Genomic DNA, 25,489 nt, shown 5'->3' with positions numbered 1-25,489 from the left:
CGTGTACGCGCGTGACGTGGTGCTGGGAGGGCGCGCGGGGTTGGAGTAGGGAGGGGTCATGAACCGAACCCTCCTGTCCTTGTTCGGGGCGGCCCTGCTGTCCGGCTCCGCGGTCGCCGCGGAGAAGGCCCCCGCCTCGTTCCCCGACGCCGCCGAACTGCAGAAGCTCACCGCCCGCTTCGCGCCGGTGGAGCTGCGCGTGGACGTGAAGGCGCTGCCCGCCAACGAGCGTCAGGCGCTGGCGCGCATCGTCGAGGCGTCGCAAATCATGGACGCGCTGTTCCTGCGCCAGCGCTGGGCGGGCAGCCCCTCGCTGCTGTTGGAGCTGGTCCAGGACGAGACGCCGCTGGGGCGCGCGCGCCTGCACGCGTTCGTCACGGACAAGGGGCCGTGGCTGAGCCTCGACGAGGGCCGCCCGTTCATGCCCGGCGTGCCGGAGCACCCGGAGGCGGGCAACTTCTACCCGGCCGGCGCGACCAAGGAGCAGGTGGAGGCGTGGGTGAAGTCGCTGCCGGAGGCGCAGCAGAAGGAGGCCACGGGCTTCTACACCACCATCCGCCGGGGCACGGACGGCAAGTTCATCGCCGTGCCGTACAGCGTGGAGTACCAGGGCGAGCTGGCCGAGGCCGCCGCGCTGTTCCGCGAGGCCGCCGCGCTGACGGCGCAGCCCACGCTCAAGGCGTTCCTCACCGCGCGCGCGGACGCGTTCCTGTCCAACGACTACTACGCCAGCGAGGTGGCGTGGATGAAGCTGGACGCGAGCATCGAGCCCACCGTGGGCCCCTACGAGGTCTACGAGGACGGCTGGTTCAACTACAAGGCCGCCTTCGAGGCCTTCGTCGGCCTGCGCGACGACGCGGAGACGACGAAGCTGGCGAAGTTCAGCGACCACCTCCAGGACCTGGAGAACCACCTCCCCATCGACGCCAAGCTGCGCAACCCCAAGCTGGGCGCGCTGGCCCCCATCCGCGTCGTCAACAGCCTGTTCTCCTCCGGCGACGCGAACCGGGGCGTGCAGACGGCCGCGTACAACCTGCCCAACGACGAGCGCGTCACGGAGGCCATGGGCTCCAAGCGCGTCATGCTGAAGAACGTGCAGGAGGCCAAGTTCGAGCGCGTGCTGCTGCCCATCGCCAAGGTGGCCCTGTCCGCGCAGGACCAGAAGGACGTGGCCTTCGATGCCTTCTTCACGCACATCCTCATGCACGAGCTGATGCACGGCCTGGGGCCCCACAACATCACCGTGGGCGGCAAGGCGACGACGGTGCGTCAGGCGCTCCAGGTGGCGTCCAGCGCGCTGGAGGAGGCCAAGGCGGACATCTCCGGCCTGTGGGCGCTGCAGCGGCTGATGGACACGGGCGTCATCGACAAGGCGATGGGCCGCACCATGTACACCACGTTCCTGGCGTCCGCGTTCCGCTCCATCCGCTTCGGCACGGACGAGGCGCACGGCAAGGGCGTGGCGTTGCAGCTCAACCACTTCCTGGACACGGGCGCGGTGAGGGTCAACGCGGACGGCACCTTCTCCGTGGTGCCGGCGAAGATGAAGCAGTCCGTCGCGTCGCTGACGAAGCAGCTCATGGAGATCCAGGGCAAGGGTGACCGCAAGGCCGCCGAGGCGCTGCTGGCGAAGATGGGCGTGGTGCGGCCCCCGGTCGCCAAGGTGCTCGAGCGCCTCAAGGACGTGCCGGTGGACATCGCCCCCCACTACGTCACGGCGGAGGAGCTGGTGCGCGAGTCCCCCGCACCCGCGACCGAGCCCGGCGTGCGGAAGTAACCACGGCAGGACGCCCTCCCGCGCGCCAGGCGTTTCCCGTGCGCGGGAGCGGCGTCATCCCCACTACACTCCGGAGCGATGGAGAATCCGGCCCGTCACCGTCCGGCTCCGCCCGGACCCTGGGGTGTCCTCATCGCGCTCGTCATCATGGGCGCGTGGGGGGCCCATCTGGCCTGGATGCTGACCACGCCCGGGTGGGCCTGGGACTCGCCGCTCACCTGGTCGAACGTGGCCCTCCAGGCCTGGCTGTGCACGGGCCTCTTCATCACCGGCCATGACGCCATGCACGGCACGGTGTCCCGGACGCCCTGGGTGAACGAGGTGGTGGGGACCCTCGCCTGCTTCCTGTTCGCGGGGCTGTCGTACCGCCGGCTGGTCGTCAACCACCGCGCCCACCACGCCGACCCGACGGGCGAGGGCGACCCGGACTTCTCCCTGCGCACCCAGGCCTTCTGGCCCTGGCTGGGAACGTTCATGGTCCGCTACACCACGCTGCCGCAGCTGGGCGTCATGGCGGCCAAGTTCAACATCCTCGTGTTCCTGGGGGTGTCGCAGCCGCGCATCCTCGCCGTCTGGGTGGTGCCGGCCGTGCTGGGCACGCTCCAGCTCTTCTACTTCGGCACCTGGCTGCCGCACCGCCGGCCGGACACGCCGGACATGGCGCCGCACCACGCGCGCACCCTGCCGCGCAACCACGCGTGGGCGATGCTGTCGTGCTTCTTCTTCGGCTACCACTGGGAGCACCACGAGTCCCCCGGCACGCCCTGGTGGCGGCTGTGGCGGCTGAAGGACGCCCGCGTCCGCGCGGAGCTGGCGGGCCGGGGCGATGTAACGGCAGGACGGGCTGGCCCGTTATAAGAGGGCATGCGCGACGCGCCGCCTCCCGAGCCTCCCAGCTCCGACATCACCCCCGAGCGGCTCTACCTGCGCCGCCGGGAGTTCCTCCAGAACGCGGGCCTGTTCGCGGCCACGGCGACCGGGGTGGGCGGCGCGCTGTACCTCCTGAGCGGCGGCCGGCGACGCGGAGGGGACGCCCCCGTGGCGGACGCGCCCCCCGTGGCGGGGCCGGTGGCGAAGGCGCCGGGGCCGTTCGACACGGACGAGCCGCGCACGTCGTACGAGGACGTCACCACGTACAACAACTTCTACGAGCTGGGGCTGGACAAGGGCGACCCGGCGCGGCTGGCGGACCGGCTGGTGACGCGCCCGTGGACGGTGACGCTCGACGGCGAGGTGCACAAGCCGGCGACGGTGGACATCGACCAGCTCCTGTCCTGGTTCCCGCCGGAGGAGCGCGTCTATCGCATGCGCTGCGTGGAGGCCTGGTCCATGGTGATTCCGTGGCTGGGCTTCCCGTTGGCCGCGCTCCTGTCGCGCGTGGAGCCCACCCGCCAGGCGCGCTACGTGGCCTTCACCACGCTGATGGACCCGGAGCGGCTGCCCGGGCAGGAGCGCCGCGTGCTGGACTGGCCGTACACGGAGGGGCTGCGGCTGGACGAGGCCCTCCACCCGCTGACCTTCCTGGCGATGGGGCTCTACGGCCGACAACTGCCCGCGCAGAACGGCGCGCCGCTGCGGCTGGTCGTTCCTTGGAAGTACGGCTTCAAGGGCATCAAGTCCATCGTCCGCATCACCCTCACGCGCGAGCAGCCGCCCACGACGTGGAACCTGGCCGCGCCGGAGGAGTATGGCTTCTACGCCAACGTGAACCCGGCGGTGGCGCACCCGCGCTGGAGCCAGGCCACGGAGCGGCGCATCGGCGACCTCGAGCGGCGGCCCACGCTGCCCTTCAACGGCTACGCGGAGCAGGTGGCCCACCTCTACGCGGGCCTCGACCTGCGCGGGAACTACTGAGCCATGGCCTCGCCTCCGCACCCCTGGCTCAACCCGGCCCTCGTCACGGGCGGGCTCTTCCCGCTGGCGCTGCTCGCGGTGCAGGGGCCGCGGGGCGGGCTCGGGGCCAACGCCATCGAGGCGGCGCTGAACCAGACGGGCTTCCTCGCGCTGGTGCTGCTGGTGGCGTCGCTCGGGTGCACGCCCCTGCGGCTCGTCACCGGCTGGACGTGGCCTGTGCGCGTGCGACGGACGCTGGGGTTGCTGGCCTTCACCTACGCGCTCGCGCACTTCCTCGTGTACGCGGTGTTGGACCAGGGGCTCGCGCTGGGCGCCGTGCTCGAGGACGTGGTGAAGCGCCCCTTCATCACCGTGGGCTTCACCGCGCTGGTGCTGTTGGTGCCGCTGGCCGTCACGTCCACGAACCGGTGGGTGCGCAGGCTGGGCTTCCCGCGCTGGCAGCGCCTGCACCGGCTGGCGTACGTGGCCGCGGTGCTGGGCGTGGCGCACTTCACGTGGCGGGTGAAGAAGGACCTGACCGAGCCGCTCGTGTTCGGCGCGGTGCTGGGCCTGCTTTTCGCGGTGCGCGTGGGCGAGGCGACGCGAAAACGCCGGGCCCGCGCCGCTTCGGCGGCCCGGAACCCGGCGTGAGGGGCGGCGCGGTTACTTGCGCGGCGCGGGGAGGATGGTGTCCACCAGCGTCATGAGCTGGGCGCAGCTCACCGGCTTGCGGACGAAGGCGCTGATGCCGGCCTTCTGACCCAGGGCGCGGACCTCCGCCACGTTCGGGTCCCCCGTCATCATCAGGATGGGGACCTTGGCCAGCTTCGTGCTGGGGTTGGCGCGAATCTGCGCCGCGAAGTCCGCGCCGTTCATCCCGTCCATGTGGAAGTCGGTGAGGATGAGGTCGATGCTCTCGGCCTCCGCGACCTTCAGGCCTTCCTCGGCGGACTCGGCCTCGAGGAACTCGAAGTTGCGGGCCATCAGGTAGATCTTCAGCAGCGTCCGGATGGAGCGGCTGTCGTCCACCAGCAGCACGCGCTGAGTCGCGGTGCCGGTGGCGGGCTTGGGGCCGAGGGGACGAGCCGTCTCAGTCGTGGAGCGATTGGGAACGGGCTCGGGGGAGGGAAGCGTACCGGCCTTCATCGGAATCTCGACCTCGGGTGGGACTGTCCCCTGCTGACCTGAGCATGTTGACGGAAGGACATGGCGAAGTCAAAGCACCGTCCTTCCTCTTCTTTTTCCAATGTGGGGCGCCGCACACCCGTGGCGCGCGGCACCCGTCCTCAGGGCACCTCGAGGGTGAACGCCTGACTCTCCACGGGGGTGAGTCCGGCGGCGGGCGCGAAGGCGGGTGCCAGCTCGTTCGGCACCCGCCAGGTCTGGCCGGTGGATTGGATCAGCACGACCGTGTAACGGCCCTGCGGCAGGCCCTCCAGCGGGGCCGGCGCCGCGGCGTCGCGCGCGTCGAGCGCCAGCGGCCGGACGGCGACCTGGAGCTCCGGCATGACCACCGGGGTCATCCTCGGGTTGCCGCTCTCGTCGGTGAGCGCGGAGAGGATGGGGTCCATCACCAGCCCCGCGGCCAGCACCACCAGGTCCGGCTGGCCGTCGCGCCCGCTCCCCGCGCGCGGATAGTCGATGCCGTCCGGGTCCAGGATGCCGTTGCGGTCCAGGTCGTTGTCCTCGAGCAGACCCGGCACGTTCGCCAGCTTGCGCACGACGACCCGCGGCCAGACGTCGGGGATGCCGTCCTTGTTGGCGTCGTCCGGCACGCCGTCCTTGTTGGCGTCCACGTAGCTGACGAGGAAGCCCGGTGGGGCCTGGTCGACCGCGCCGCCACGAATCGTCTGGGGCGTCAGGCGCAGCACCTTGGTGCCGCCGCCCGTCGTCACGACATGGTCACCGCCGACGAGCACGCTCACCTGGAAGGCGGGCCGGTCCAGGGGGACGCGCGCGGTGTCGGAGAAGCTCACGCTGACGTTGGTGAGCGGCAGCGGGTTGCCGTCCGCGTCCTCGGTGACGGTCAGCGCCAGCGTGGCGCCCGTGGTGGGGTCCACCGCGCCGCCGCCCACGTCGCCCGCGTTGGGCTCGCTGGTGACGCCGTACCAGGGGTTGAAGTCGGACGGGCGGCAGGGCTGCGCGCCGGAGCGGCAGGTGTCCGCGTCGATGAAGCCGCGCAGGAGGTACGTGCCCGCCGGCACCAGGCTGAGCGTGAAGGGCGCGGTGAAGGGTCCCAGCGTGTCCGTGGTGAGCGCCGGGCCGAACAGCTGCTCGGCGGGGATGACGGTGAAGGCGATGGGCCGGCCGGTGCCCGCGGGGGGCGGCGGCCGGGCCACGTCGTAGAGGAAGACCACCGCGTTGCCGCGCGCCTTCGACTGGACGACGAGGGTGCCCTCGATGCGCGCGGTGTGGAGGTTCTGCCGTCCGTCCGCGGTGGGGACCACGGAGGGGGACTCGCAGCCGGTGGTCAGCAGGGCTGCGAGCAGGACGCCTCCCAGCGTCCGCTTCCAGGAAGGTGTCGTGGGGCGGCTCATGGAGTCACCGTCAGCGTGGCATAGACGCGCCGCTCGATGCGGTTGCCGAAGGGGTGTTGGGAGTGCGCGGCGCCGAGCTGGCTGCCGATGAGCGCGACGTCCACCGTGTTCTTCACGGCGGTGTAGCCGACGCGCGCGTTGACGATGGTGTAGGCGCCCAGCGCGTTGGCGTGGGGCTCCAGGATGGTGGGGTCCGTCGCGTTCGGTTCGCGTTCGATCCACGTCGTGGACGAGGTGAAGGCCGCGTCCACGCCGAACTCCAGGTCCACCTTGGTGCGGTAGGTGATGCCGCCGTAGAGCTTGAGCTGCGGCGCCTGGCTGCACGGGCCGCAGTCCTCCTTGTCCTCCAGGTCGGAGGACACGTTCTGGACGGCCGCGCTGGCCTTCAGGCCCAGGCCATCCACCGGCGCCAGGGTGATGCCGGCCTCCACGCCGCGCGCGGTGTAGATGGAGTCCTCGTTCTGGAAGCGCGAGCGGCCCACCAGGTAGTTGCCGGTGGCCGGGTCGTAGGACTCGTTCGCCGGCAGCCGCTCGAAGGCGGACAGGACGATGAGGTCCTTGACGCGGTTCTGGTACAGCGCCACGTCCCAGTCCATGCCCAGCTCCGCGAACTCGCCGCGGTAGCCCAGCTCGAAGGCGGTGAGGCGCTCGGGGCGCAGGGACGTGTTGCCGGTGGTCATCGCGCTGGCGCCGTTGACGCCCTGCACGGGGACCAGCAGCCGGGTGTAGCTCTCCAGGAACGTGGGCTCGCGGAAGGCGGACGCCGCGCTGATGCGGAAGGCGTGGCCCTCGATGGGGATGTAGAGCGCGGAGATGCGCGGCGAGTGCGCCAGGCCCGGCGTGCCGTTGTCGAGCAGCGGGTGCCGGTCCACGCGGTAGCTGGCGACCAGGCGCAGCGGCTCCGCCAGCCGCCACTCGTCCTGCACGAAGGCCGCGGCGTGCAGCTCCTCGCGCAGCGGTCCCAGGTAGTCCCAGGCCACGCGCTTGAGGCGGCCCTCCACGCCCACGTTGAGCTGGTGCTCGCCCGCCAGTTGGAAGGCGCGGGCGAAGAGCAGCTCGGCGTTGAACAGGTTGGAGCTGATGTCCGTGCCCAGCGAGCGCTGGCCGATGGCCTCGTACTGCGGCCCGGCGTGGCCGGAGATGTGGTTCCAGAACGTCTTGAGCTTGAGCGGGCCCAGCTCCACGTCGCCCTTCACGTACGCGTTGAGGCCGTCCATGAAGTAGTTGCGCAAGAGGCCCAGCGGATAGATTTCCGTCGCGTACCGGTGCACGCCGCCGGACAGGCCCACCGTGCGGCCCTCGGCGAAGGTGTACGTCGTCGCGAGGGTGCCGCGCGCGCCGCGCATGCCGATGTCCGGGTCCGGGTCGCGCAGGACGATGTCCGGACGGCCGCTGGCGTAGTCGCGGCTCCACTTGTCCGCCTGCGTGTAGGCCACCGCCGCGCGGTAGCGCAGGGCGCCGGAGTTGCCGTGGCTCTGGAAGGAGCCCGCCACGCTGTTGCCGGTGCCGCCGCTGACGTTGAAGCGCGCGCGCGGGCCGCTGCCCGGGGCCTGGGTGATGATGTTGATGACGCCGAGCATGGCGTTGGCGCCGTACAGCGCGCTGCCCGGGCCACGGATGACCTCGATGCGCTCGATTTCATCCAGCCCGATGGGGATGGACGACCACAGCGTCAGGCCGAGGAAGTCCTGGTACTCCGTGCGGCCGTCCACCAGCACCAGCACCTTGTTGGCGATGCGCTGGTTGAAGCCGCGCAGCGACACGTTGGCGCTGCCCACGCCCAGCGACATGACGTCCGCGCCGGGCACGCGCCGCAGCAGCTCCGGCAGGCTGGTGGCGCCCGACAGGCGGATGTCCTCGGCGGTGATGACCGTGGTGGCGTTGGGCGCCTCCAGCGAGGACTGGGCGCGGCGGCTGGCCGTCACCACGCGCTCCTCGTAGGGCACCGCGCCGTCGTCCGCGCCCGCCGTCTCGGAGACGCCCGGCAGCACGGAGGGGATGTACGTGGAGGACGTGGCCGCGCTCGCGCCGCCGGTGGGCATGGACTCCGCCCGCTCGATGGCCTTCTCCAGCCGCTCCAGCAGCGCGCCGAGCTGCTGCTGGGACTGGACGCTGGCGGGGGGCGGCGGCATGGGCAGCGCGGACTTGTCCGTCTCCGCCACGGCCTCCGCCGCCTTCACCTTCTCCTCGAGGGCGGCGATGGTCGCCTCCACCGTGGGGGCGTCCGCGGGGCTCGAGGCCACGTAGCGGCGGTAGGTGTCCAGCGCCTCCGGCACCCGGCCCGCGTCCTGGTAGGCGCGCGCGATGTTGAAGAGGACGTTGGGGTGCGGCTTGATGGCGTAGGCCTGTTCCAGCTCCGCGATGCCCTCGTCGTACTGCTTCTGGGCGATGAGGCTCATGCCGGAGCGGAAGTGGCGCCGCGCTTCCAGGCGCGCATCCGCGAGGGCCTGCGACGCGCAAAGGCACAGCGCGAGCACGCCCGCTCGTTCGAGGGTCTTGAAGGCTTTCACTAGTAGGGGTTGTCCTTGAATTTATCGCTCGAGTCGGGCGCCTTGGTCGGTCGCGGGCTCGGCTTCTTCTTGAGCCGGAGGAGGACGTTCTTCGAGGAGCCCGTCCCCACGGCGGTGGTGGTCTGCGTGACGTAGCCGTCCAGGCTGAGGGTCAGCTCGGCGCGCGCGCGGCCATCCTCTTCGGTGGCCACGTCGAGGTCGACGGGCGTGGCGCCCACGTCCCGCCCCCGGTACTTCACGCGGGCGCCGGCCGGCTCGCTCTCGATGGTGAAGCGCACGGAGGGGCCCGTGGGCCGCACCAGCGGCGCCAGCGCCAGCTCGTCGTCCTCCGCGCTGGAGGTCGGGGCGGGCGCGGTCTTCGTCGCCACCGCCGGAGGCGTGGGGGCCTGGGGCGCGGGCGTGCCCGGCGCCACGGCCGACGCGGGCAGGGGACGGGGCGAGGACGGGCGCGTGGCGAGCACCGCCGCCGCGACGCCGCCCAGCAGCAGCGCGCCGCCGAACAGGCCGAGCATCAGGGTGCGCTTCGACTTGGGCGGCGCCTCCTCCACGGAGATGTCCAGCGCCATGGTGCTGGGGCCGGAGCCGACCGCGCTCGTGCTGATGGGGCCGCTGCGCGGGCCGCTGCCGGCGCCGGTCAGGCGCGCGCCGCTGAAGACGCCGCTGACGCCCACCGCGTGGGCCACGCGGCGCATGGCGTCCAGCACCTCGTCCATGGACTGGTAGCGGTCCACGGGGACCTTGGCGAGGCACTTCATCACCAGCGCCTCGACCTCCGCGGGGACGCCGTGGCCGGGCCAGATGGCGCCGAAGGCGGGGGGCGGCTCGTTGATGTGCTTGACGATGACGTCGATGCTCTGCTGCGCCAGGAAGGGCGGCCGGCCCATCAGCATCTGATAGAGCACCACGCCCATGCTGTACACGTCGCTGCGCGGGTCGGCGACGTTGCGCGCCTGCTCCGGCGCCATGTACTGCGGCGAGCCGAGGATGATGCCCGCCTGCGTGAGCGACGTGTCCTGCGGGACGTCCGCGTCGCCGATGAACGACTTCACCAGGCCGAAGTCGAGCACCTTGACGATGTCGTGGTCCGTCTCCTGGTTGAGGACCATGACGTTGGCGGGCTTCAGGTCGCGGTGGATGAGGCCGACCTTGTGCGCCTCGCGCAGCGAGCGCGCCACCTGCTGCGTGATGTTGAGCGCGCGCGCCCACGGCAGCGGGCCCACCTGCGTGAGCAACTGGCTGAGCGTCAGCCCGTCCAGGTACTCCATCGCGATGTAGTAGATGCCATCCTCCGTCTTGCCGTAGTCGATGACGGTGACGGTGTTGGGGTGGCGCAGCTTCGCGGTGACGCTCGCCTCCAGGAAGAAGCGCTTCTGGAAGCCCGGGTCCTTGCCCTCGTCGTTGTAATGCGGATTGAGGACCTTCAGGGCGACCAGGCGGTCCAGCGGCGCCTGGACGGCCTTGTACACGCGGCCCATGCCTCCGGCGCCCAGGGTCTCCAGGATGCGGAAGCGCTCGTTGAGGACCCGGCCCAGCAGCGGGTCCACCATGTCGGGTGGTGGGGCGCCATTCGTCGGGGCGTTGCTTTCGATCATGACTGCCCCCACCGACCGGGAAGGCACGCGACGCTCCGGTCGAACATGAGACGGAATGCTAACACCGCAATCGTCCACTCCCCAAGCAACCTGCCAGGTTGGCGCAGTGCATCAACGGCCGAGAAACCGGCTCGCGCGGCGCAAAGTCGAGCAACGGACATCCGCGCGAGGAGGAGCGCCGGTCGAATGGGATGGACAGCATGAGCCGGCAGTGACTGCGAGTGCGAGGGGCGGCGTGACGGGTCTGGTGGGCGGCGTCGCGCGGGTGGGGCGGGAGCGCGGTCCGGGGGCGTGGAGCCCGGGTTAGGGTGGCGGACATGAATGGCCGTTTGAGCGAGCTCCTGTCGTCCGCGCCGCCGTATCCGCGGCGGGTGGTGTGCATGACGGAGGAGACGACCGAGGTGCTCTACCGCATCGGGGCGGGGGAGCTGGTGGTGGGGGTGTCGGGCTTCACGGTGCGGCCGCCGGAGGCGCGCAAGAAGCCGCGGGTGTCGTCGTTCCTGGACGCCAACTTCGAGCGCATCCTGGAGCTGAAGCCGGATCTGGTCCTGGGCTTCTCCGACCTGCAGGCGGACCTGGGCCGCGAGCTGTGCAAGCGCGGGGTGCCCGTGTACCTGTTCAACCAGCGCTCGGTCGCGGAGATATTGCAGGCGGTGCGGCTGACGGGCGCGCTGGTGGGGCGCGCGGAGGCGGCGGACGCGCTGGCGGCGGAGCTGACGGCGAACCTGGAGCGCCACGCGGAGGCGGCGGAGGCGCTGCCGCGCAGGCCGCGCATCTTCTTCGAGGAGTGGCACGAGCCGCTCATCTCCGGCATCCGCTGGTGTTCGGAGCTGGTGGAGCTGGTGGGCGGCGAGGACGTCTGCCGCGAGTCGCGCGCGTCGCACGGGGCGCAGGGCCGCATCTTCACGCCGGAGGAGGTGGCGCGTAGGAATCCGGACGGCGTCATCGCGAGCTGGTGCGGGCGCAAGGCGAAGCGGGACAAGATCGCCGCGCGGCCGGGTTGGGAGACGGTGCGCGCGGTGGTGGACGACCAGCTCTACGAGGTGAAGAGCAGCTACATCCTCCAGCCGGGCCCGGCGGCGCTGTCGGACGGGGTGGACCGGCTGGCGCGCATCGTGGGCGCCATCGCGCGGGGCGAGAAGCTGCCGGTGCCCCGGGGCGCGGACCTGCGCGGGGCGTGAGGGCCGCACGCGGAGCGACAGGGGACCTCCCCCGGAGGAGGAGTGGCGGCGGTCGCCCCGGCGCGCTACAGGAGTGCGCATCCAGGGAGGTGTGACGTGGAAGGGTTTCCGCTGCGGCTGCGCTGGGAGGGTTCGACGGCGAGCGAGTACGACCGGAACGCCGTGGCCAGTACGGGGAACAAGCCGGAGCTGCTGGTGAGCGCGGCGTCGGGCTATGGCGGGGATGACTCGCGCTGGAATCCCGAGGACCTGCTCGGCGCCTCGCTGGCCAACTGCCACCTGCTCACGTTCCTGGCGCTGGCGCGCAAGCTGCGGCTGGACGTGCGCGCGTACGAGGACGAGGTGACGGTGTTCCTCGAGACGGTGGAGAAGGTGAAGCGCGTGGGGCGCATCCGGCTGTCGCCGCGCATCCGCGTCGCGCCCGGCACGGACGTGGAGAAGGTGCGCGAGATGTTCTTCAAGGCGCACAAGTATTGTTTCATCGGCCAGAGCCTCAAGGCCGAGGTGGAGATGGTGCCCACCATCGAGGTGCTCGCGGGCTAGCGCTTCGCGCGGGGCTTCTGTTCGGAGACCTTCTTCACGACGGCGTCCGTGGCGTCGAGCCGGCGGCCGTCGTGGGCGTGGACCTCCAGCGGCCTCACCGGCTGGCCCTTCTGCGCGTCCACCAGGACGGAGTGGGGCTCGCCCGGTTGGAAGCAGTGGTGCTCGCCCCATTGTCTCAGGCCCACGAGGACGTGGAACAGGTCGCGTCCCTTGTCCGTCAGGACGTACTCGTGGAACGCGCTGCCGTCCGATGCGGGGGCGTGCTCCAGGATGCCGTGGGCGACGAGGTGGCGCAGCCGCGTGGCGAGGATGTTCTTCGCCAGGCCCAGGTTCTTCTGGAACTCGCCGAAGCGGCGCAGCCCGTCGAAGGCGTCGCGGAGGATGAGCAGCGACCACTCGTCCCCGATGATGTCCACCGTCCTCGCGACGGGGCACTCCGCCTTGTCGTGGCTCGCTCGCTTGGCCATGTCCCGCTCTCGTGGCCCTGGGGCCGGGTTGCGACTCTAGACCTCCTTCGTTAATCCTGGGTGGTTTCATTTTGAAACCAATTTCCGGGCAGGCGGTGCATGGGGCATCCGAGCGGGGCGGGGGGGGTGTCGGTGGGGGCGGTGGGCGCGCAGCCGTTGTCGCGGGCGGTGGCGGGGCTGTTCGCGGTGGCGTGTGGGCTGGCGGTGGCGAACGTCTACTACGCGCAGCCGCTGCTGGACGCGATGGCGCTGGAGCTGGGGTTGCGCCCGGCGACGGTGGGCGTCGTGGTGACGGTGACGCAGGCGGGCTATGCGCTGGGGCTCCTGTTGTTGGTGCCGTTGGGGGACCTGGTGGAGCGCCGCCGGCTCGTCACGGGGCAGATGTTCCTGTCGGTGGGGGCGTTGGCGGTGGTGGGGTTCGCGCCCTCCAGCGCGGTGTTGCTCGTGGGCATGGCGGCGGTGGGGCTGCTGGCGGTGGTGACGCAGGTGCTGGTCGCGTTCGCCGCGACGCTCGCCGCGCCCTCCGAGCGGGGGCGGGTCGTGGGCATGGTGACCAGCGGCGTGGTGATTGGCATCCTCATGGCGCGCACGGTGGCGGGCGTGCTGGCGGACCTGGCGGGGTGGCGCTCCGTCTATGTCTTCTCCTCGGCGGCGACGCTGGTGGTGGCGCTGGCGCTGGGGCGGGTGCTCCCCCACGAGCGGCTGCGCACGCGGTTGTCCTATGCGGCGCTGTTGCGCTCGGTGCTCTCGTTGTTCGTGGAGGAGCCGGTCCTCCGCGTGCGCGCGGTGCTGGCGCTGCTGATGTTCGCCTCGTTCGCCACGCTGTGGACGCCGCTCGCGCTGCTGCTCGGCGCGCCGCCGTTCTCGCTGTCCCACTCGCAGATTGGCTTGTTCGGCCTCGCGGGGCTGGCGGGGGCGTTGGCCGCCTCGCGCGCCGGGCGGCTCGCGGACCGGGGGCTCGGGAACCGGACCACCACCGCGGCGCTGCTCATCCTGCTGGTGTCGTGGGGGGCGGTGCTGCTGACGCCGCGGTCGCTGTGGGCGTTGGGGCTGGGCATCGTCGCGCTGGACCTCGCCGTCCAGGCGCTGCACGTCACCAACCAGAGCGAGCTCTACGCGGTGCGCCCCGAGGCGCGCAGCCGGCTCGTCGCGGGCTACATGGTCTTCTATTCCATCGGCAGCGGCGCGGGCTCCCTGGGCGCGACGTGGGTCTACGCACATGCGGGGTGGGCCGGCGTGTGCGCGCAGGGGGCGGGCCTCGCGCTCGTGGCGCTCGTGTTCTGGGGGCTGACGCGTGTCTCGGTGGCGAGAGCGCGGTCCGCGGTGGGGTGACGTCGTCGGCGGGGGATGCCCGAGGGCCGAGGGGCGTGGCCCATGTGGCGGCGCGCGGGGCGTCGTCCTGGACCAGGGGGGAGGCAGAACGCGCGACGGGCATGTTCGCTGGCTCCGGGGGCATGGCGTCCCCACAGTCCCTCGTCGAGGGGGGGCATGTACGGGGAGCGGGGAGCCCCGAGCGCGACGCGGGCCGTGGAGCTCCTGGGCCGCGCGAGACTCGCGGGCCTCCGGGGCCCTGGGGTGGGGATGACGGCCGCCCCCCGGACTCGGCAATCCGGGCTTCCGGTGATGAAGATGCTCCCCGGGAAGACGCCGCATGCCAGGATGGGGGCGTGGCGCTCCCGCTGCTCGTCCTCATCGTCGTCGTTCCCCTCACCGCGTCACTTCCCGGGACGGCGCCCGTGTCGGTCGCGTCGCCGGAGGTGGTCGGTCGCCTGACCTCGGGGACGACGGCGGGTGTTTCGGTGAGGCCACCACGTCCGCTCCTCGCGCTGGCGCGAACGTCCCAGGAGGGCGCCGCCGAACCAGCCGAGCGCGAGGTCGTGGCGGATGGCGCCGTGGAGGCGCAGGAAGGGGAGGGCGCGTCGCGGGACGACGTGCCGCCGACCTCGCCCGTGGGTGGACCCACGGAAGGCGCGACTCCATCGCCCGCGCAGGATGGCGCGCCTCCCGAGGCCCCGGGCAGCGAGGTCGCCGCGTCGGGGCGGACGCCCGGCTTGTCGCAGGAGAACTACGAGGAAGCGCTCGTCGTGGAGGCGCTCGCCCGTCACGGTCGCGAGGTCGAGCCGTCCCCCGAGGGCAGGCCCCTGGTGGAGGTCCTCGTGGATACCGAGGACGTGGTGGCCGAGAGCGACCCGTATCCGAACTTCCTCAACCTCTTCCACGTGCGCACGCGCGACGAGGTCGTCCGTCGCGAGGTGCTGCTCGCGCAGGGCAAGCCCTACTCGAAGCGGCTGGCGGAGGAGACGGCGCGCAACCTGCGCGGGCTGCGGCTGTTCTCCGTGGTGCGGCTGGTCCCGTTGAAGGGCGCGGAGCCGGGGACGGTGGCGCTGCTCGTCGTCACCAAGGACCTGTGGTCGCTGCGGCTCAACAGCGACTTCTCCGCGGTCGGCTCGCTGCTCCAGTACCTGCGATTGCAGGGCACGGAGCAGAACTTCCTGGGCCGGGGCAAGAAGCTCGCGGTGGACTTCATCCTGCGGCTGGACACGCTCAGCCTGGGGCAGAGCTACACCGACCCGCGGGTGCTGGGCAGTCGCTGGTCCCTGAGCGAGTCCGCCGCGCTCATCATCGGTCGCGAGAGCGGCAAGGCCGAGGGCTCGCGAGGAAGTCTCTCCGTCAGCCGCCCGCTGTACTCGCTGTCGACGCCGTGGAGCATGAGCACCTCCGTCGCGTGGAACGTGGAGACCAATCGCGTCTACCGCGGCGCGGACATCTGGCAGTTGCCGTTCCCCGACGGCGAGCCGGTGCCGTACGTCTACCGGACCGAGGAGGTCGCGGGCTCGGCCTCGTACACGCGCTCGTTCGGCCTGCGCTACAAGTGGAACGTGGGCAGCTCGCTGGGCGCCTACCGCTATTCGTACACGCCTCCCTCCTCGTCGATGCTCACCGAGGAGCAGCTCGCCTGGTTCCGTCGCAACTACCTGCCGCGCGCGGAGGACGCGGGCTACGCGTCCCTCTTCCTGCGTGCGTTCGAGGCCCGCTACGAGGTGCTCCGCGACGTGGACTCGTACGCGCTGTCGGAGGACTACCAGATGGGGCACTGGCTCTCCGCGACGCTGCGCTACGCCCCGCCCGTGTTCGACGAGAACGCCCACTTCGCGGAGCTGGGCCTCGCCGCGCGCTACCGGCTGCGGCTGGGCGAGGCGCTCACCACCGTGTCCGCGGCGGGCGCCATCCGTCGCCAACTGGGCAGGGGCGCGACGTGGACCAACCGCCACTGGGCGGCGGAGCTGGCGCAGGTGTCACCCAAGGTGCTCGGGGGCCGGTTCGTCGCGCGCGGCGTGCTCGACGTGAACATCGACGACCTGTTCGACCGCATCACGCTGCTCGGCGGTGGCAACGGCCTGCGCGGCGCGCCCGCGGACGAGTACTCCGGCAAGCGCATGCTGCTGTTCAACGTGGAGTACCGGACCGCGCCCGTGGTCATCAAGACGGTGCACGTGGGCGGCGTGCTGTTCGTCGACTCGGGCAGCGCGTTCGACGACCAGCCGGACATGGTGACGTCCGTGGGCGTGGGCCTGCGCGTGCTGTTCCCCCAGTTCAACGTCGTGCCGTTCCGGCTCGACTTCGGCTACGTGCTCAACGGCGACCGGCCGCCCATCGGCAGCCGCTTCTCGCTCGCGGGCGGCCAGGTCACGGACCTGCGCCCCGGCTTCCTCGACTCGCCGCTGTAGCCGCTCGCGCCCCCGCGGGCTCCTCACGGAGGCTCGACGCGCAACAGCTCGCGGAACAGCACCTCCGCCGCGTCGCGGAACAGCTCACCGGACGCGAGCAGCCCGCCGCAATGGTGGGGCTCGCGGGCCAGGGTGAGCGCCACCGTGCGCTCCAGCACCGCGTCCCAGAAGGGGCCGGAGCCGTCCGGCAGCAGGAACTCGCGGATGATGGGGCGAGGCCAGGGCAGCACCGTGGTCGGGTCCGCGTCGCTCAGCGACGTGAAGCAGTCCAGGTCCACGTCCAGCAGCACCCGCGAGGCGCCCTCCAGCACGTCCCGCACCGCGTCCCCCGGGGCGGGGTGGTTCCACGCCTCCGCGGCGCGGTCCACGGTGGGCACCACCACCAGCCGGTGGGACCGGCCCCGCGTGTCCACGTACGTGTCGCCCGTGAAGGCGCCCCGGGGCCGGGCCCGCGCCACGAGCAGTGCGTCCCCCACCAGCCCCGCCTCCATGGCCGCGAGGATGTGGTCGTAGTTGCGCACGTCGAGCGACCAGCGGGTGTACTCGTCCAGCACCCGCAGTCCCGCCGAGCGGTCCGGCACGGCCTCCGGGTGTCGGGGCACCACCACGTCCAGGTGCCGGTCCAGCGTCACCAGCAGGGCCGGGGGCCCGTCCGGGCCCAGCGCGAAGGCCCAGGCGGGGAGGGCGAGCCGGTGGGGGTCGAAGACGTAGGCGTCGCTCGGCCCCCTGCCTCCTCCCAACCCCACGCGGATGACCCCCGCCAGGCGCAGGTGTCGCAGGGCGTCGTCTTCCATCTCCATACCTCGGGAATCCTCCCCCGCGGTCGGTGTTGGCCCGAGCCCGCGGCGTGGCCGAGTGTAGGCTGCTCCGCACCTTTCCATGAAAGGAGTCCCGCCGCCGGCGGGAACTCGACTACGCATGCGCCAGGTCCTCACCGCCGCGCTTCTGTTCGTGAGCGCGTCCGCCTTCGCCCAGGAGCAGAAGCCCCTCCCCATGTCCCCCTCGGAGCGCAAGCAAGACACCTTCCTGCGACAGCTCGCGGAGACGCGAAACTTCTCCAGCGGCCGCCCCGTGGGCGTGCGCATCACCCCGGATGAGAAGCAGGTCCTCTTCCTGCGCACCCAGCCCACGTCCAACGTGCAGACGCTGTACGCGTTCGACGTGGCCACCGGTCAGACGCAGGAGGTGCTCACCCCGGAGGCCATCCTCAAGGGCTCCGAGGAGACGCTCACCCCCGAGGAGAAGGCCCGCCGCGAGCGCATGCGCGTCAGCGCCCGGGGCTTCACCACCTACCAGGTGTCCGAGGACGGCTCGCGCCTGCTGGTGCCGCTGTCCGGCCGGCTCTACGTCGTGGAGCGCGCCAGCGGGAAGGTGACGGAGCTGAAGACGGGCGCGGGCACGTTGGATCCGCGCTTCTCCCCGGACGGCAAGCAGGTGGCCTACGTCCGGGACAACGACCTGTACCGCATCGACGTCGCCGCCAACAAGGAGCAGCGGGTGACGAAGGGCGGCACGCCGACGAAGACGCACGGCGTGGCCGAGTTCGTCGCCCAGGAGGAGATGGGCCGCTTCACCGGCTACTGGTGGAGCCCGGACGCGAAGAGCTTCGCGTTCACGGAGTCGGACACCTCCGAGGTGGAGAAGCTCACCATCGTCGACGTGATGCACCCCGAGCGCGGCGGCGAGGAGTTCGCCTATCCGCGCCCCGGCAAGAACAACGCGAAGGTGCGCCTGGGCGTCACCTCGCTGGCGGGCGCGAAGACGACGTGGGTGCAGTGGGACGCGGCGAAGTACCCGTACCTCGCCACCGTCACCTGGCCCAAGGGCGGCGGGCCGCTCACCATCCTGGTGCAGAACCGCAACCAGACCGAGCAGCAGCTGCTCGCCGTGGACACCGCCACGGGCAAGACGCGCGAGCTGCTGGCGGAGAAGGACCCTGCCTGGCTCAACCTGGAGCAGGACTTCCCGCTGTGGAAGGAGGATGGCTCGGGCTTCCTCTGGTACACCGAGCGCAACGGCGGCCCGGAGGTGGAGCTGCGCAAGGCGGACGGCTCGCTCGAGCGCAGCCTGGTGAAGCCCGACGCGGGCTTCCGCGGCCTGGCGCGCTACGTCCAGAAGGACGGCACGCTGTACTTCAACGGCGGCCCCAACCCCACGCAGAGCGCGCTGTGGCGCGTGAAGCCGAACGGCGCGCCGGAGCGCGTGGCCACGGGCAACGCGGCGGAGGGCCTGGAGAACGGCTTCGCGTCCAAGGACGGCGGGCTCGTCGTCGTCAACGCCTCCAGCCTGAAGTCCATGGCGCGCACCCAGGTGCTGCGCACGGACGGCACGAAGCTGGGAGAGCTGCCGGAGGTGGCGCAGGAGCCGCCCTTCGTCCCCAACGTGGAGGTGCGCCAGGTGGGCCCCAAGGGCTTCTGGGCCTCCATCACCCGCCCGCGTGACTTCAAGCCCGGCAAGAAGCTGCCCGTCATCGTCGAGGTGTACGCCGGCCCCACCACCACGGTGGTGCACCACAGCATGGCCGCGCACCTGATGACGCAGTGGATGGCGGACCAGGGCTTCCTCGTCGTGAAGTTCGACGGGCGCGGCACCCCGCTGCGCGGCGCCGCGTGGGAGCGCGAGGTGAAGCACGACTTCGCCACCGTCGCGCTGGACGACCAGGTCACCGCCATCCAGGAGCTGGCCAAGGTGGTGCCGGAGGTGGACCTGAACCGCGTGGGCATCGAGGGGTGGAGCTTCGGCGGCTACATGGCCGCGCTCGCCGCCCTCAAGCGCCCGGACGTCTTCAAGGCCGCGGTGGCCGGCGCCCCGGTGGTGGACTGGCTCGACTACGACACGCACTACACCGAGCGCTACCTGGGCGTCCCCCAGGAGCACCCGGAGGCGTACGAGGTGTCGTCGCTGCTCACCTACGCGAAGAAGACGGCGCCCATCGGCAAGCTGCTGCTCATCCACGGCACCGCGGACGACAACGTCTACTTCTTCCACACGCTCAAGCTCAGCGACGCGCTGTTCCGCGCGGGCAAGCCGCACGACCTGCTGCCGCTCAGCGGCCTGACGCACATGGTGCCCGACCCGCTCGTGAAGGAGCGGCAGTGGGAGCGCGTCATGGAGCACTTCAAGAAGAACCTGTAGTCCGGACAGCAAGAGGCCCGGCTCCCTGTGCTCGAGGGACCGGGCCTCCGTTCAACGGCCCTTCTCGAGGAAGGGCCAGTCACGACGACGCATCAAGCGGCGCGGACGTTCTGTGCCTGCAGGCCCTTGGGGCCGCGGGTGACCTCGAACTCCACCTTCTGGCCTTCGGCCAGGGTGCGGAATCCGTCCATGTTGATGGCGGTGTGGTGGCAGAAAACGTCCTCACCACCCCCGTCCTGGGTGATGAAGCCAAAGCCCTTCGCGTCGTTGAACCACTTCACGGTACCGGTTGCCATTGCACTTCCTTGGTCTTGCGGGGCGACGCGTGAGAGTCGCCCGTTCTTCCCGCCCCCCGACGACCGGGAGACGTCCCGCTTTGTAGTGAAATGGCTGCCCGGAAGTCCAGTTGCCGGCCAGGAAAGCCCGAGTTGCGATGAACGCGGGCCTGCCCGCCGGCCGGTAGCCGCAGTGCGTCAGACGTCGAGGAGCAGGCGCTCCGGGTCCTCGATGCACTCCTTCACGCGCACCAGGAACTGCACGGCCTCGCGGCCGTCGATGAGCCGGTGGTCGTAGGTGAGGGCGACGTACATGATGGGCCGGATGACGACCTGGCCGTCACGGGCGACGGGGCGCTCGACGATGTTGTGCATGCCCAGGATGCCCGTCTGCGGCGGGTTGATGATGGGCGTGGACAGCATGGAGCCGAAGATGCCGCCGTTGGTGATGGTGAAGGTGCCACCCTGCAGGTCGGCCAGGCCCAGCTTGTCGGTGCGGGCGCGGGTGCCCAGGTCGGCGACGCCCTTCTCCAGCTCCGCCAGCGACAGCTTGTCCGCGTTGCGCACGACGGGCACCACCAGACCGCGGCTGCCGCTCACGGCGACGCCGATGTCGTAGTAGTGCTTGAAGATGACGTCCTCGCCGTCGATCTCCGCGTTGACCTGGGGGAAGGCCTTGAGCGCCTCGATGGAGGCGCGGACGAAGAAGCTCATGAAGCCCAGCTTCACGCCGTGCTTCGCCTGGAACTTGTCGTTGTACTTCTTGCGCAGGGCCATGACCTCGCCCATGTCCACCTCGTTGAAGGTGGTGAGCAGGGCGGCGGTGGACTGCGCCTGGACGAGCCGCTCGGCGACGCGCTTGCGCAGGGGCGTCATGCGCACGCGCTCCTCGCGGGCCGCGTTCGGGCGGGGGCCGGCGGGCTGCGCCGGGGCGGCCGGGGCCACCGGCGTGGAGGCCGGGCGGTTGAGCTGACCGAGCACGTCCTCCTTGGTGATGCGGCCGCCGGCGCCGCTGCCCTTGAGCTGGCTGACGTCCAGCTTGTTCTCCTCCGCCATCTTCTTGGCGGTGGGGGTGATGCGCGCGTCGGCCGCGGACTCCTGGGCGGCGGCGGCGACGGGCGCGGGGGCCGCCGCGGGGGCGGGAGCGGCCTGGGCGGGCCTGGCGGCGCCAGCGCCGGCCTCGATGAGGCCGAGCACGTCGCCCACGCGCACCTTGTCACCCTCCTTGAACGAGACCTGGGCCAGGGTGCCCGCGGACGGCGCGGGCACGTCGATGGTGACCTTGTCGGTCTCCAGGACGACGAGGGGCTCGTCCGCGGAGACGGCGTCGCCCGGCTTCTTGTTCCACTTGCCGACGACGGCCTCGGTGATGGACTCGCCCAGGGGGGGTACTTTCAGTTCAACGGCCATTCTTGGTCCCTCGGAAGATGGCTTCCTCGATGATGAGCTGCTGCTCGATTTCGTGAGTCTTGGGGAAGCCGGTTGCGGGGCTGGCGGCCTCCGCGCGCCCGATGTAGCCCAACTTCACCGGCTGCTGCGAGCGCGACGAGACGAGGTCGTGCAGGCGCGGGAACATGTAGTGCCACGCGCCCGCGTTGCGGGGCTCCTCCTGCACCCAGTAGAGCTCCGCCAGCTTGGGCAGCTTGGCGACCAGGTTCGCCAGCTCGTCGAAGGGGAACGGGTAGAGCTGCTCCACGCGGACGATGGCGATGCTGTCGTCCTTGCGCTCGTCCCGCGCCTTCACGAGGTCGTAGTACACCTTGCCGCTGCACAGCAGCAGCCGCGTCACGCCGGCCGGGGCGACCTTGTCCAGGATGACCTCCTGGAAGCCGCCGGTGGCCAGCTCGTCCAGCTTGCTCGTCGCCTCCGGGCGGCGCAGCAGGCTCTTGGGCGACATGATGACCAGGGGCTTGCGCACCGGGCGCCGCACCTGACGGCGCAGCAGGTGGAAGATCTGCGCGGGCGTGGTGGGGTAGCACACCTGGATGTTGTCCTCGGCGGACAGGTCCAGGAAGCGCTCGAGGCGGGCGCTGGAGTGCTCGGGGCCCTGGCCCTCGTAGCTGTGCGGCAACAGCAGGGTGATGCCGCTCAGCCGCCGCCACTTGCTCTCCGCCGCGGCGATGAACTGGTCGATGATGATCTGCGCGCCGTTGGCGAAGTCACCGAACTGGGCCTCCCACAGCGTCAGGCCGTCCGGGACGTCCAGGCTGTAGCCGTACTCGAAGCCCAGCACCCCCATCTCCGACAGGGCGCTGTTGACGACGTGGAAGCCCGCGCGGCCCGTGGCGAACTGCTTGAGCGGCGTGTACTCCGCGCCCGTCTGCACGTCGTGCAGCACGGAGTGGCGGTGGCTGAAGGTGCCGCGCTCGCAGTCCTGGCCGGACAGGCGCACCGACGCGCCCTCCGCGAGCAGCGTGGCGTAGGCCAGCGACTCGCCCTCGCTCCACTGCAGTTCCTCGCTGTCGAGCATGCCCAGGCGCTTCTTGATGACCGTGCGCTCCACGTCGCGGTGCACGTGGAAGCCCTCGGGGACCTCGCACAGCTTCTGGAGGATCTCCCGCAGCCGCGCCTTCTCCACGCCCGTGGACACCTGGGGCGCGCTCTTCAGCGAGCCGCCCTGGTAGGGCTTCCACAGGCCCTCCAGCGCGCTGGGCTCCTTGAACAGGCTCTCCTGCCGCGCCCGCGCCAGCGCCGCGTCGAACTCCTGCAGGCAGCGCTGCTTGATGGCCTCCGACTCGTCCGCGGAGATGCGGTTCTGCTCCGCCAGCGTCTTCGCGTAGAGCGTGCGCACGGTCGGGTGCTTGCGGATGATGTCGTACATCTCCGGCTGCGTGAACGAGGGGTCGTCGCCCTCGTTGTGGCCGTAGCGGCGGTAGCAGATGAGGTCGATGACCACGTCGCTGTGGAACGTCTGGCGGTACTCCGCCACCAGCCGCGCCACGTGCACGCAGGCCTCCGGGTCATCGCCGTTCACGTGGAACACGGGGATGTCCAGCATCTGCGCGATGGCGGTGGCGTAGATGGAGGAGCGCGAGTCGTGCGGGTCGGTGGTGAAGCCGACCTGGTTGTTGATGACGACGTGGACCGTGCCGCCGGTGGTGTAGCCCTTGAGGCCGGACAGGTTGAGCGTCTCCGCGACGACGCCCTGGCCCATGAAGGCCGCGTCGCCGTGGATGAGCAGGGGCATGACGCCCACGCGCTCGGTGTCCCCGCCGCGGTCCTGCTTGGCGCGCACGCGGCCCTCGACCACCGGGTTCACCGCCTCCAGGTGGCTGGGGTTGAAGGCCAGCGACAGGTGCACGTTCTTGCCCTGGCGCGTGGTGTGGTCCGACGAGAAGCCCATGTGGTACTTCACGTCGCCGCGGCCCAGGTACGCCTTGGGGTCCTTGGGGCCGTCGAACTCGCTGAAGATCTGCCCGGGCTGCTTGCCCAGGATGTTCGTCAGCACGTTGAGGCGGCCGCGGTGGGCCATGCCGATGACGATCTCCTTCAGCCCCATCCCCGCGCCCACCTCCGCGATGGCGTCGAGCATGGGGATGAGCGCCTCGCCGCCGTCGAGGCTGAAGCGCTTGGCGCCCACGTACTTCGTGTGGAGGAAGTTCTCGAAGCCCTCCGCGTAGGAGAGCTTGGTGAGCAGGTGCTTCTGGTCCTCGACGGAGAACGCGGTGTGGTTCTCGCTGTGCTCCATCCGCTGCATCAGCCAGCGGCGGCGCTGGCTGTCGAGGATCTGCATGAACTCCACGCCGATGCTGCCGGTGTAGGTCTGGTGCAGGCGGGCCAGCAGGTCCGCGAGCTTCACGCGCTGCTGCGCGAACACGCCGCTGCTCTCCACCTCCTGCTCGCGCTCGCGCGCGGAGAAGTGGCCGTCATCCACCATGCCCACGTCCGCCACGTGCTCCAGCGGCGGGCGGGGGCGGCCCAGCGGATCCAGGTTCGCGCGCAGGTGGCCGCGCAGGCGGAAGGCGAAGAGCGTCTGGTCCACCTTGGACTGCAGCTCCAGCGCCAGCGAGGGCGCGGCGGCCGCGGGGGCGGCGACGGGAGCGGGAGCGGCGGTGGCCGCCGCCGCGGGGGCCTTCCCGTTCTTGCCCGCGGGGGGAGCCGCCGGTGCCGGCGCCTCCAGCAGCTTCGCGTTGAAGATGGGACGGCCGGCGCCATCGTTTCGCTCGAACACCTCGCGCCAGCTCGCATCCACGCTGGCGGGGTCCTCGAGATAGCGGGCGTAGAGCCCCTCGATGAAGTCGATGTTGGCGCCGGAAAGGAACGTGTCCTGGAAGTTCGCCATGGCGGTGTGGTCTTTTACTGGAAGGGCGCCCCGTTGGGGGGTTTTCGCGGCATCTTTGTTGGGCCCCGGCGGCACAATTAATGCCGATGTTGAGCCCAGCTTCACCTTCCGTGTTTCCAGCCCCGTAAAAGTCGGGGGACGCGGATTGGGGGACTCCCAACGGCGCGCGGCCAATTCGTCCCGTTTTCGCTGAAAGGAGTGCTAGACAGCGCGCTTTCCTCCCCCCTTCCTCCGTCACGAGGCCGCCGCACATGCTGCTCCAGGGCAAGAAGCTGCTCATCACCGGGGTGCTCACCCCCCAGTCCCTCGCGTTCGGCATCGCCGAGCACGCCCTCGCGCAGGGCGCGGAAATCATCCTCACCGGCTTCGGCCGGGCGAAGTCGCTGACGGAGCGCAGCGCCAAGCGGCTCAAGCCGGGCATCGAGGTGCTGGAGCTGGACGTCACCAACACCGCCCACTTCGCCGCGCTCACGCAGTCGCTCCAGCAGCGCTGGGGCCGGGTGGACGGGGTGCTCCACGGCATCGCCTACGCGCCGGACGACGCGCTGGGGGGCAACTTCCTCAACACGCCCTGGGAGAGCGTGCAGACCGCGTTCCGCATCTCCGCGTACTCCCTCAAGGAGCTGGCCGTGGCGTGCGCGCCCCTGATGACGGCGGGCGGCTCCATCGTCACCCTGGACTTCGACAACCGGGTGGCCTGGCCCATCTACGACTGGATGGGCGTGTGCAAGGCGGCGCTGGAGGCCACCGTGCGCTACCTGGCCCGCGACCTGGGGCCCAAGGGCATCCGCGTCAACGCGCTCGCCGCCGGCCCCCTCTCCACCATGGCTGCCAAGGGAATCCCCGGATTCAAGGCCCTGGAGCAGGGCTGGGGTCGTCAGGCCCCACTGGGCTGGAGCTCCAAGGACAGCCACGACATGGTGTCGAGGACGGCCTGCGCGCTGCTCTCGGACTGGCTCCCCTCCACCACGGGCGAAATGATCCACGTGGACGGTGGCTACCACGCCATCGGCGCCCCCCCGGTGGACCTCCAGGCGGAGGCCGCCGAGCCGTCCGGGGCCAAGCCGGTGGCCGAGTAGGCTCCCGTCGCCCCTTCCGGGTCCATCCGACACCTGCCTGCCCTCCAGGACGAAGGGCAGGCCCCCCCCGCTTTCTCCCGTGGGAGCCCTCACGGTAGACTCTCGAACGTTTCGCAGGCTGTTTCCGCGCGTCGCGGACTCCTGCGCAGGAGCCGTGGCACCGTGAGCACCAACAGCACCAAGGTCTTGCTGGTGGACGACAGCCCGACCGTTCGGAACATCGTCAAGATCTACCTGATGAACCTTCGGGTGGAGACGCTGGAGGCGGATGATGCCGCCCGCGCGCTGAAGATCCTTCAGCTCGTGCCGGTGAATCTGGTCATCGCGGACATCAACATGCCGGGGATGGACGGCATCACCTTCGTGAAGGAGGTGCGCGCCAGCCGCAACGCCCAGCTGCGCTCGGTGCCCATCCTGCTCCTGACGGCGGAGAAGAACGTGGACCTGCGCCAGCGCGGCACGGAGGCGGGCGCGAACGCGTTCATCCAGAAGCCGGTGTCCCATCACGAGCTGACGGAGACCGTCCGTCAGTTCCTGTCCAAGGCCTGAC

Annotated in this window: 20 protein-coding genes; 11 read left to right on the top strand and 9 right to left on the bottom strand. The window is 70.9% G+C overall.

Annotated features, from left to right (window positions below; genetic code table 11):
• The first annotated feature begins 58 nt into the window (after positions 1-58).
• The 4 genes from LZ198_RS29030 to LZ198_RS29015 all read left to right on the top strand — a co-directional run bounded on the left by LZ198_RS29030 (position 59) and on the right by LZ198_RS29015 (position 4,261).
• A complete protein-coding gene (locus tag LZ198_RS29030) occupies positions 59-1,777 on the top strand; it encodes a dipeptidyl-peptidase 3 family protein (protein ID WP_253975341.1) in 1,719 nt (572 codons plus the stop codon).
• A 78-nt stretch (positions 1,778-1,855) separates the two neighbouring features.
• The gene (locus tag LZ198_RS29025) at positions 1,856-2,635 is read left to right on the top strand and encodes a fatty acid desaturase (protein ID WP_253975340.1); all 780 of its coding nucleotides are present in this window, start codon (positions 1,856-1,858) and stop codon (positions 2,633-2,635) included.
• 6 nt (positions 2,636-2,641) lie between these two features.
• Positions 2,642-3,631, top strand: a complete 990-nt coding sequence (gene msrP / locus LZ198_RS29020) for a protein-methionine-sulfoxide reductase catalytic subunit MsrP (RefSeq protein ID WP_253975339.1) — start codon at positions 2,642-2,644, stop codon at positions 3,629-3,631.
• A 3-nt stretch (positions 3,632-3,634) separates the two neighbouring features.
• Entirely contained in the window at positions 3,635-4,261 is a 627-nt protein-coding gene (locus tag LZ198_RS29015) for a protein-methionine-sulfoxide reductase heme-binding subunit MsrQ (protein ID WP_253975338.1), read from the top strand.
• 12 nt (positions 4,262-4,273) lie between these two features.
• Here the strand turns inward: LZ198_RS29015 and LZ198_RS29010 are convergent, their stop codons facing one another.
• The 4 genes from LZ198_RS29010 to LZ198_RS28995 form a co-directional block, all read right to left on the bottom strand.
• Positions 4,274-4,756 (bottom strand): response regulator, encoded by a 483-nt coding sequence (locus LZ198_RS29010; protein WP_253975337.1) that lies wholly within the window; start codon positions 4,754-4,756, stop codon positions 4,274-4,276.
• Between the two features lie 140 nt (positions 4,757-4,896).
• Positions 4,897-6,147 carry a hypothetical protein gene (locus LZ198_RS29005; RefSeq protein ID WP_253975336.1) on the bottom strand — a complete coding sequence of 417 codons (1,251 nt, stop codon included), beginning with the start codon at positions 6,145-6,147 and terminating at the stop codon, positions 4,897-4,899.
• Positions 6,144-8,657, bottom strand: coding sequence for a TonB-dependent receptor plug domain-containing protein (locus LZ198_RS29000; protein ID WP_253975335.1), 2,514 nt, complete (start codon positions 8,655-8,657; stop codon positions 6,144-6,146). Before LZ198_RS29000 ends, LZ198_RS29005 begins: the two co-directional genes overlap by 4 nt.
• Positions 8,657-10,249: a serine/threonine protein kinase gene (locus tag LZ198_RS28995; protein WP_253975334.1), complete on the bottom strand. Its 1,593-nt coding sequence runs from the start codon at positions 10,247-10,249 to the stop codon at positions 8,657-8,659. Before LZ198_RS28995 ends, LZ198_RS29000 begins: the two co-directional genes overlap by 1 nt.
• A gap of 317 nt (positions 10,250-10,566) precedes the next feature.
• On the opposite strand from LZ198_RS28995, the gene LZ198_RS28990 reads away from it, so the two are divergent.
• Positions 10,567-11,430 carry an ABC transporter substrate-binding protein gene (locus LZ198_RS28990; RefSeq protein WP_253975333.1) on the top strand — a complete coding sequence of 288 codons (864 nt, stop codon included), beginning with the start codon at positions 10,567-10,569 and terminating at the stop codon, positions 11,428-11,430.
• A 96-nt stretch (positions 11,431-11,526) separates the two neighbouring features.
• A complete protein-coding gene (locus tag LZ198_RS28985; RefSeq protein ID WP_253975332.1) occupies positions 11,527-11,973 on the top strand; it encodes an OsmC family protein in 447 nt (148 codons plus the stop codon).
• Here LZ198_RS28985 and LZ198_RS28980 read toward each other — a convergent pair.
• Positions 11,970-12,440 (bottom strand): winged helix-turn-helix transcriptional regulator, encoded by a 471-nt coding sequence (locus LZ198_RS28980; protein ID WP_253975331.1) that lies wholly within the window; start codon positions 12,438-12,440, stop codon positions 11,970-11,972. The genes LZ198_RS28985 and LZ198_RS28980 overlap by 4 nt on opposite strands.
• Before the next feature lie 99 nt (positions 12,441-12,539).
• On the opposite strand from LZ198_RS28980, the gene LZ198_RS28975 reads away from it, so the two are divergent.
• Positions 12,540-13,772, top strand: coding sequence for an MFS transporter (locus tag LZ198_RS28975; protein WP_253975330.1), 1,233 nt, complete (start codon positions 12,540-12,542; stop codon positions 13,770-13,772).
• 719 nt (positions 13,773-14,491) lie between these two features.
• Positions 14,492-16,168: a BamA/TamA family outer membrane protein gene (locus tag LZ198_RS28970; protein WP_253975385.1), complete on the top strand. Its 1,677-nt coding sequence runs from the start codon at positions 14,492-14,494 to the stop codon at positions 16,166-16,168.
• 23 nt (positions 16,169-16,191) lie between these two features.
• Here the strand turns inward: LZ198_RS28970 and LZ198_RS28965 are convergent, their stop codons facing one another.
• Positions 16,192-16,968, bottom strand: coding sequence for a UPF0489 family protein (locus LZ198_RS28965; protein ID WP_253975329.1), 777 nt, complete (start codon positions 16,966-16,968; stop codon positions 16,192-16,194).
• Between the two features lie 118 nt (positions 16,969-17,086).
• Here LZ198_RS28965 and LZ198_RS28960 point away from each other — a divergent pair, with 118 nt between their 5' ends.
• A complete protein-coding gene (locus LZ198_RS28960; RefSeq protein ID WP_253975328.1) occupies positions 17,087-19,303 on the top strand; it encodes a S9 family peptidase in 2,217 nt (738 codons plus the stop codon).
• A gap of 92 nt (positions 19,304-19,395) precedes the next feature.
• Here the strand turns inward: LZ198_RS28960 and LZ198_RS28955 are convergent, their stop codons facing one another.
• The 3 genes from LZ198_RS28955 to LZ198_RS28945 all read right to left on the bottom strand — a co-directional run bounded on the left by LZ198_RS28955 (position 19,396) and on the right by LZ198_RS28945 (position 23,860).
• Positions 19,396-19,599, bottom strand: coding sequence for a cold-shock protein (locus LZ198_RS28955; protein ID WP_141332297.1), 204 nt, complete (start codon positions 19,597-19,599; stop codon positions 19,396-19,398).
• A gap of 177 nt (positions 19,600-19,776) precedes the next feature.
• Positions 19,777-20,988 (bottom strand): 2-oxoglutarate dehydrogenase complex dihydrolipoyllysine-residue succinyltransferase, encoded by a 1,212-nt coding sequence (odhB, locus tag LZ198_RS28950; protein ID WP_253975327.1) that lies wholly within the window; start codon positions 20,986-20,988, stop codon positions 19,777-19,779.
• Complete coding sequence (locus LZ198_RS28945; RefSeq protein ID WP_253975326.1) at positions 20,978-23,860, bottom strand: 2-oxoglutarate dehydrogenase E1 component; 2,883 nt, start codon at positions 23,858-23,860, stop codon at positions 20,978-20,980. Before LZ198_RS28945 ends, odhB begins: the two co-directional genes overlap by 11 nt.
• Before the next feature lie 251 nt (positions 23,861-24,111).
• On the opposite strand from LZ198_RS28945, the gene fabI reads away from it, so the two are divergent.
• A complete protein-coding gene (gene fabI / locus LZ198_RS28940) occupies positions 24,112-24,939 on the top strand; it encodes an enoyl-ACP reductase FabI (RefSeq protein WP_253975325.1) in 828 nt (275 codons plus the stop codon).
• 162 nt (positions 24,940-25,101) lie between these two features.
• A complete protein-coding gene (locus tag LZ198_RS28935; RefSeq protein ID WP_234069047.1) occupies positions 25,102-25,488 on the top strand; it encodes a response regulator in 387 nt (128 codons plus the stop codon).
• Position 25,489: the final 1 nt, after the last annotated feature.

It is taken from the genome of Myxococcus dinghuensis (assembly GCF_024198235.1).
In the GTDB taxonomy this organism is placed as follows: Bacteria; Myxococcota; Myxococcia; order Myxococcales; family Myxococcaceae; genus Myxococcus; species Myxococcus dinghuensis.
Note: the sequence above shows the minus strand (reverse complement) of the source record. Positions and strands in the feature narration are given on the sequence as shown.

Bases quoted from the DNA above. Each gene is read 5' to 3' on its own strand.
- LZ198_RS29030 (WP_253975341.1), top strand. From the start codon at position 59: ATGAACCGAACCCTCCTGTCCTTGTTCGGGGCGGCCCTGCTGTCCGGC.
- LZ198_RS29025 (WP_253975340.1), top strand. From the start codon at position 1,856: ATGGAGAATCCGGCCCGTCACCGTCCGGCTCCGCCCGGACCCTGGGGT.
- msrP (WP_253975339.1), top strand. From the start codon at position 2,642: ATGCGCGACGCGCCGCCTCCCGAGCCTCCCAGCTCCGACATCACCCCC.
- LZ198_RS29015 (WP_253975338.1), top strand. From the start codon at position 3,635: ATGGCCTCGCCTCCGCACCCCTGGCTCAACCCGGCCCTCGTCACGGGC.
- LZ198_RS29010 (WP_253975337.1), bottom strand. From the start codon at position 4,756: ATGAAGGCCGGTACGCTTCCCTCCCCCGAGCCCGTTCCCAATCGCTCC.
- LZ198_RS29005 (WP_253975336.1), bottom strand. From the start codon at position 6,147: ATGAGCCGCCCCACGACACCTTCCTGGAAGCGGACGCTGGGAGGCGTC.
- LZ198_RS28995 (WP_253975334.1), bottom strand. From the start codon at position 10,249: ATGATCGAAAGCAACGCCCCGACGAATGGCGCCCCACCACCCGACATG.
- LZ198_RS28990 (WP_253975333.1), top strand. From the start codon at position 10,567: ATGAATGGCCGTTTGAGCGAGCTCCTGTCGTCCGCGCCGCCGTATCCG.
- LZ198_RS28980 (WP_253975331.1), bottom strand. From the start codon at position 12,440: ATGGCCAAGCGAGCGAGCCACGACAAGGCGGAGTGCCCCGTCGCGAGG.
- LZ198_RS28975 (WP_253975330.1), top strand. From the start codon at position 12,540: ATGGGGCATCCGAGCGGGGCGGGGGGGGTGTCGGTGGGGGCGGTGGGC.
- LZ198_RS28965 (WP_253975329.1), bottom strand. From the start codon at position 16,968: ATGGAGATGGAAGACGACGCCCTGCGACACCTGCGCCTGGCGGGGGTC.
- LZ198_RS28960 (WP_253975328.1), top strand. From the start codon at position 17,087: ATGCGCCAGGTCCTCACCGCCGCGCTTCTGTTCGTGAGCGCGTCCGCC.
- LZ198_RS28955 (WP_141332297.1), bottom strand. From the start codon at position 19,599: ATGGCAACCGGTACCGTGAAGTGGTTCAACGACGCGAAGGGCTTTGGC.
- odhB (WP_253975327.1), bottom strand. From the start codon at position 20,988: ATGGCCGTTGAACTGAAAGTACCCCCCCTGGGCGAGTCCATCACCGAG.
- LZ198_RS28945 (WP_253975326.1), bottom strand. From the start codon at position 23,860: ATGGCGAACTTCCAGGACACGTTCCTTTCCGGCGCCAACATCGACTTC.
- fabI (WP_253975325.1), top strand. From the start codon at position 24,112: ATGCTGCTCCAGGGCAAGAAGCTGCTCATCACCGGGGTGCTCACCCCC.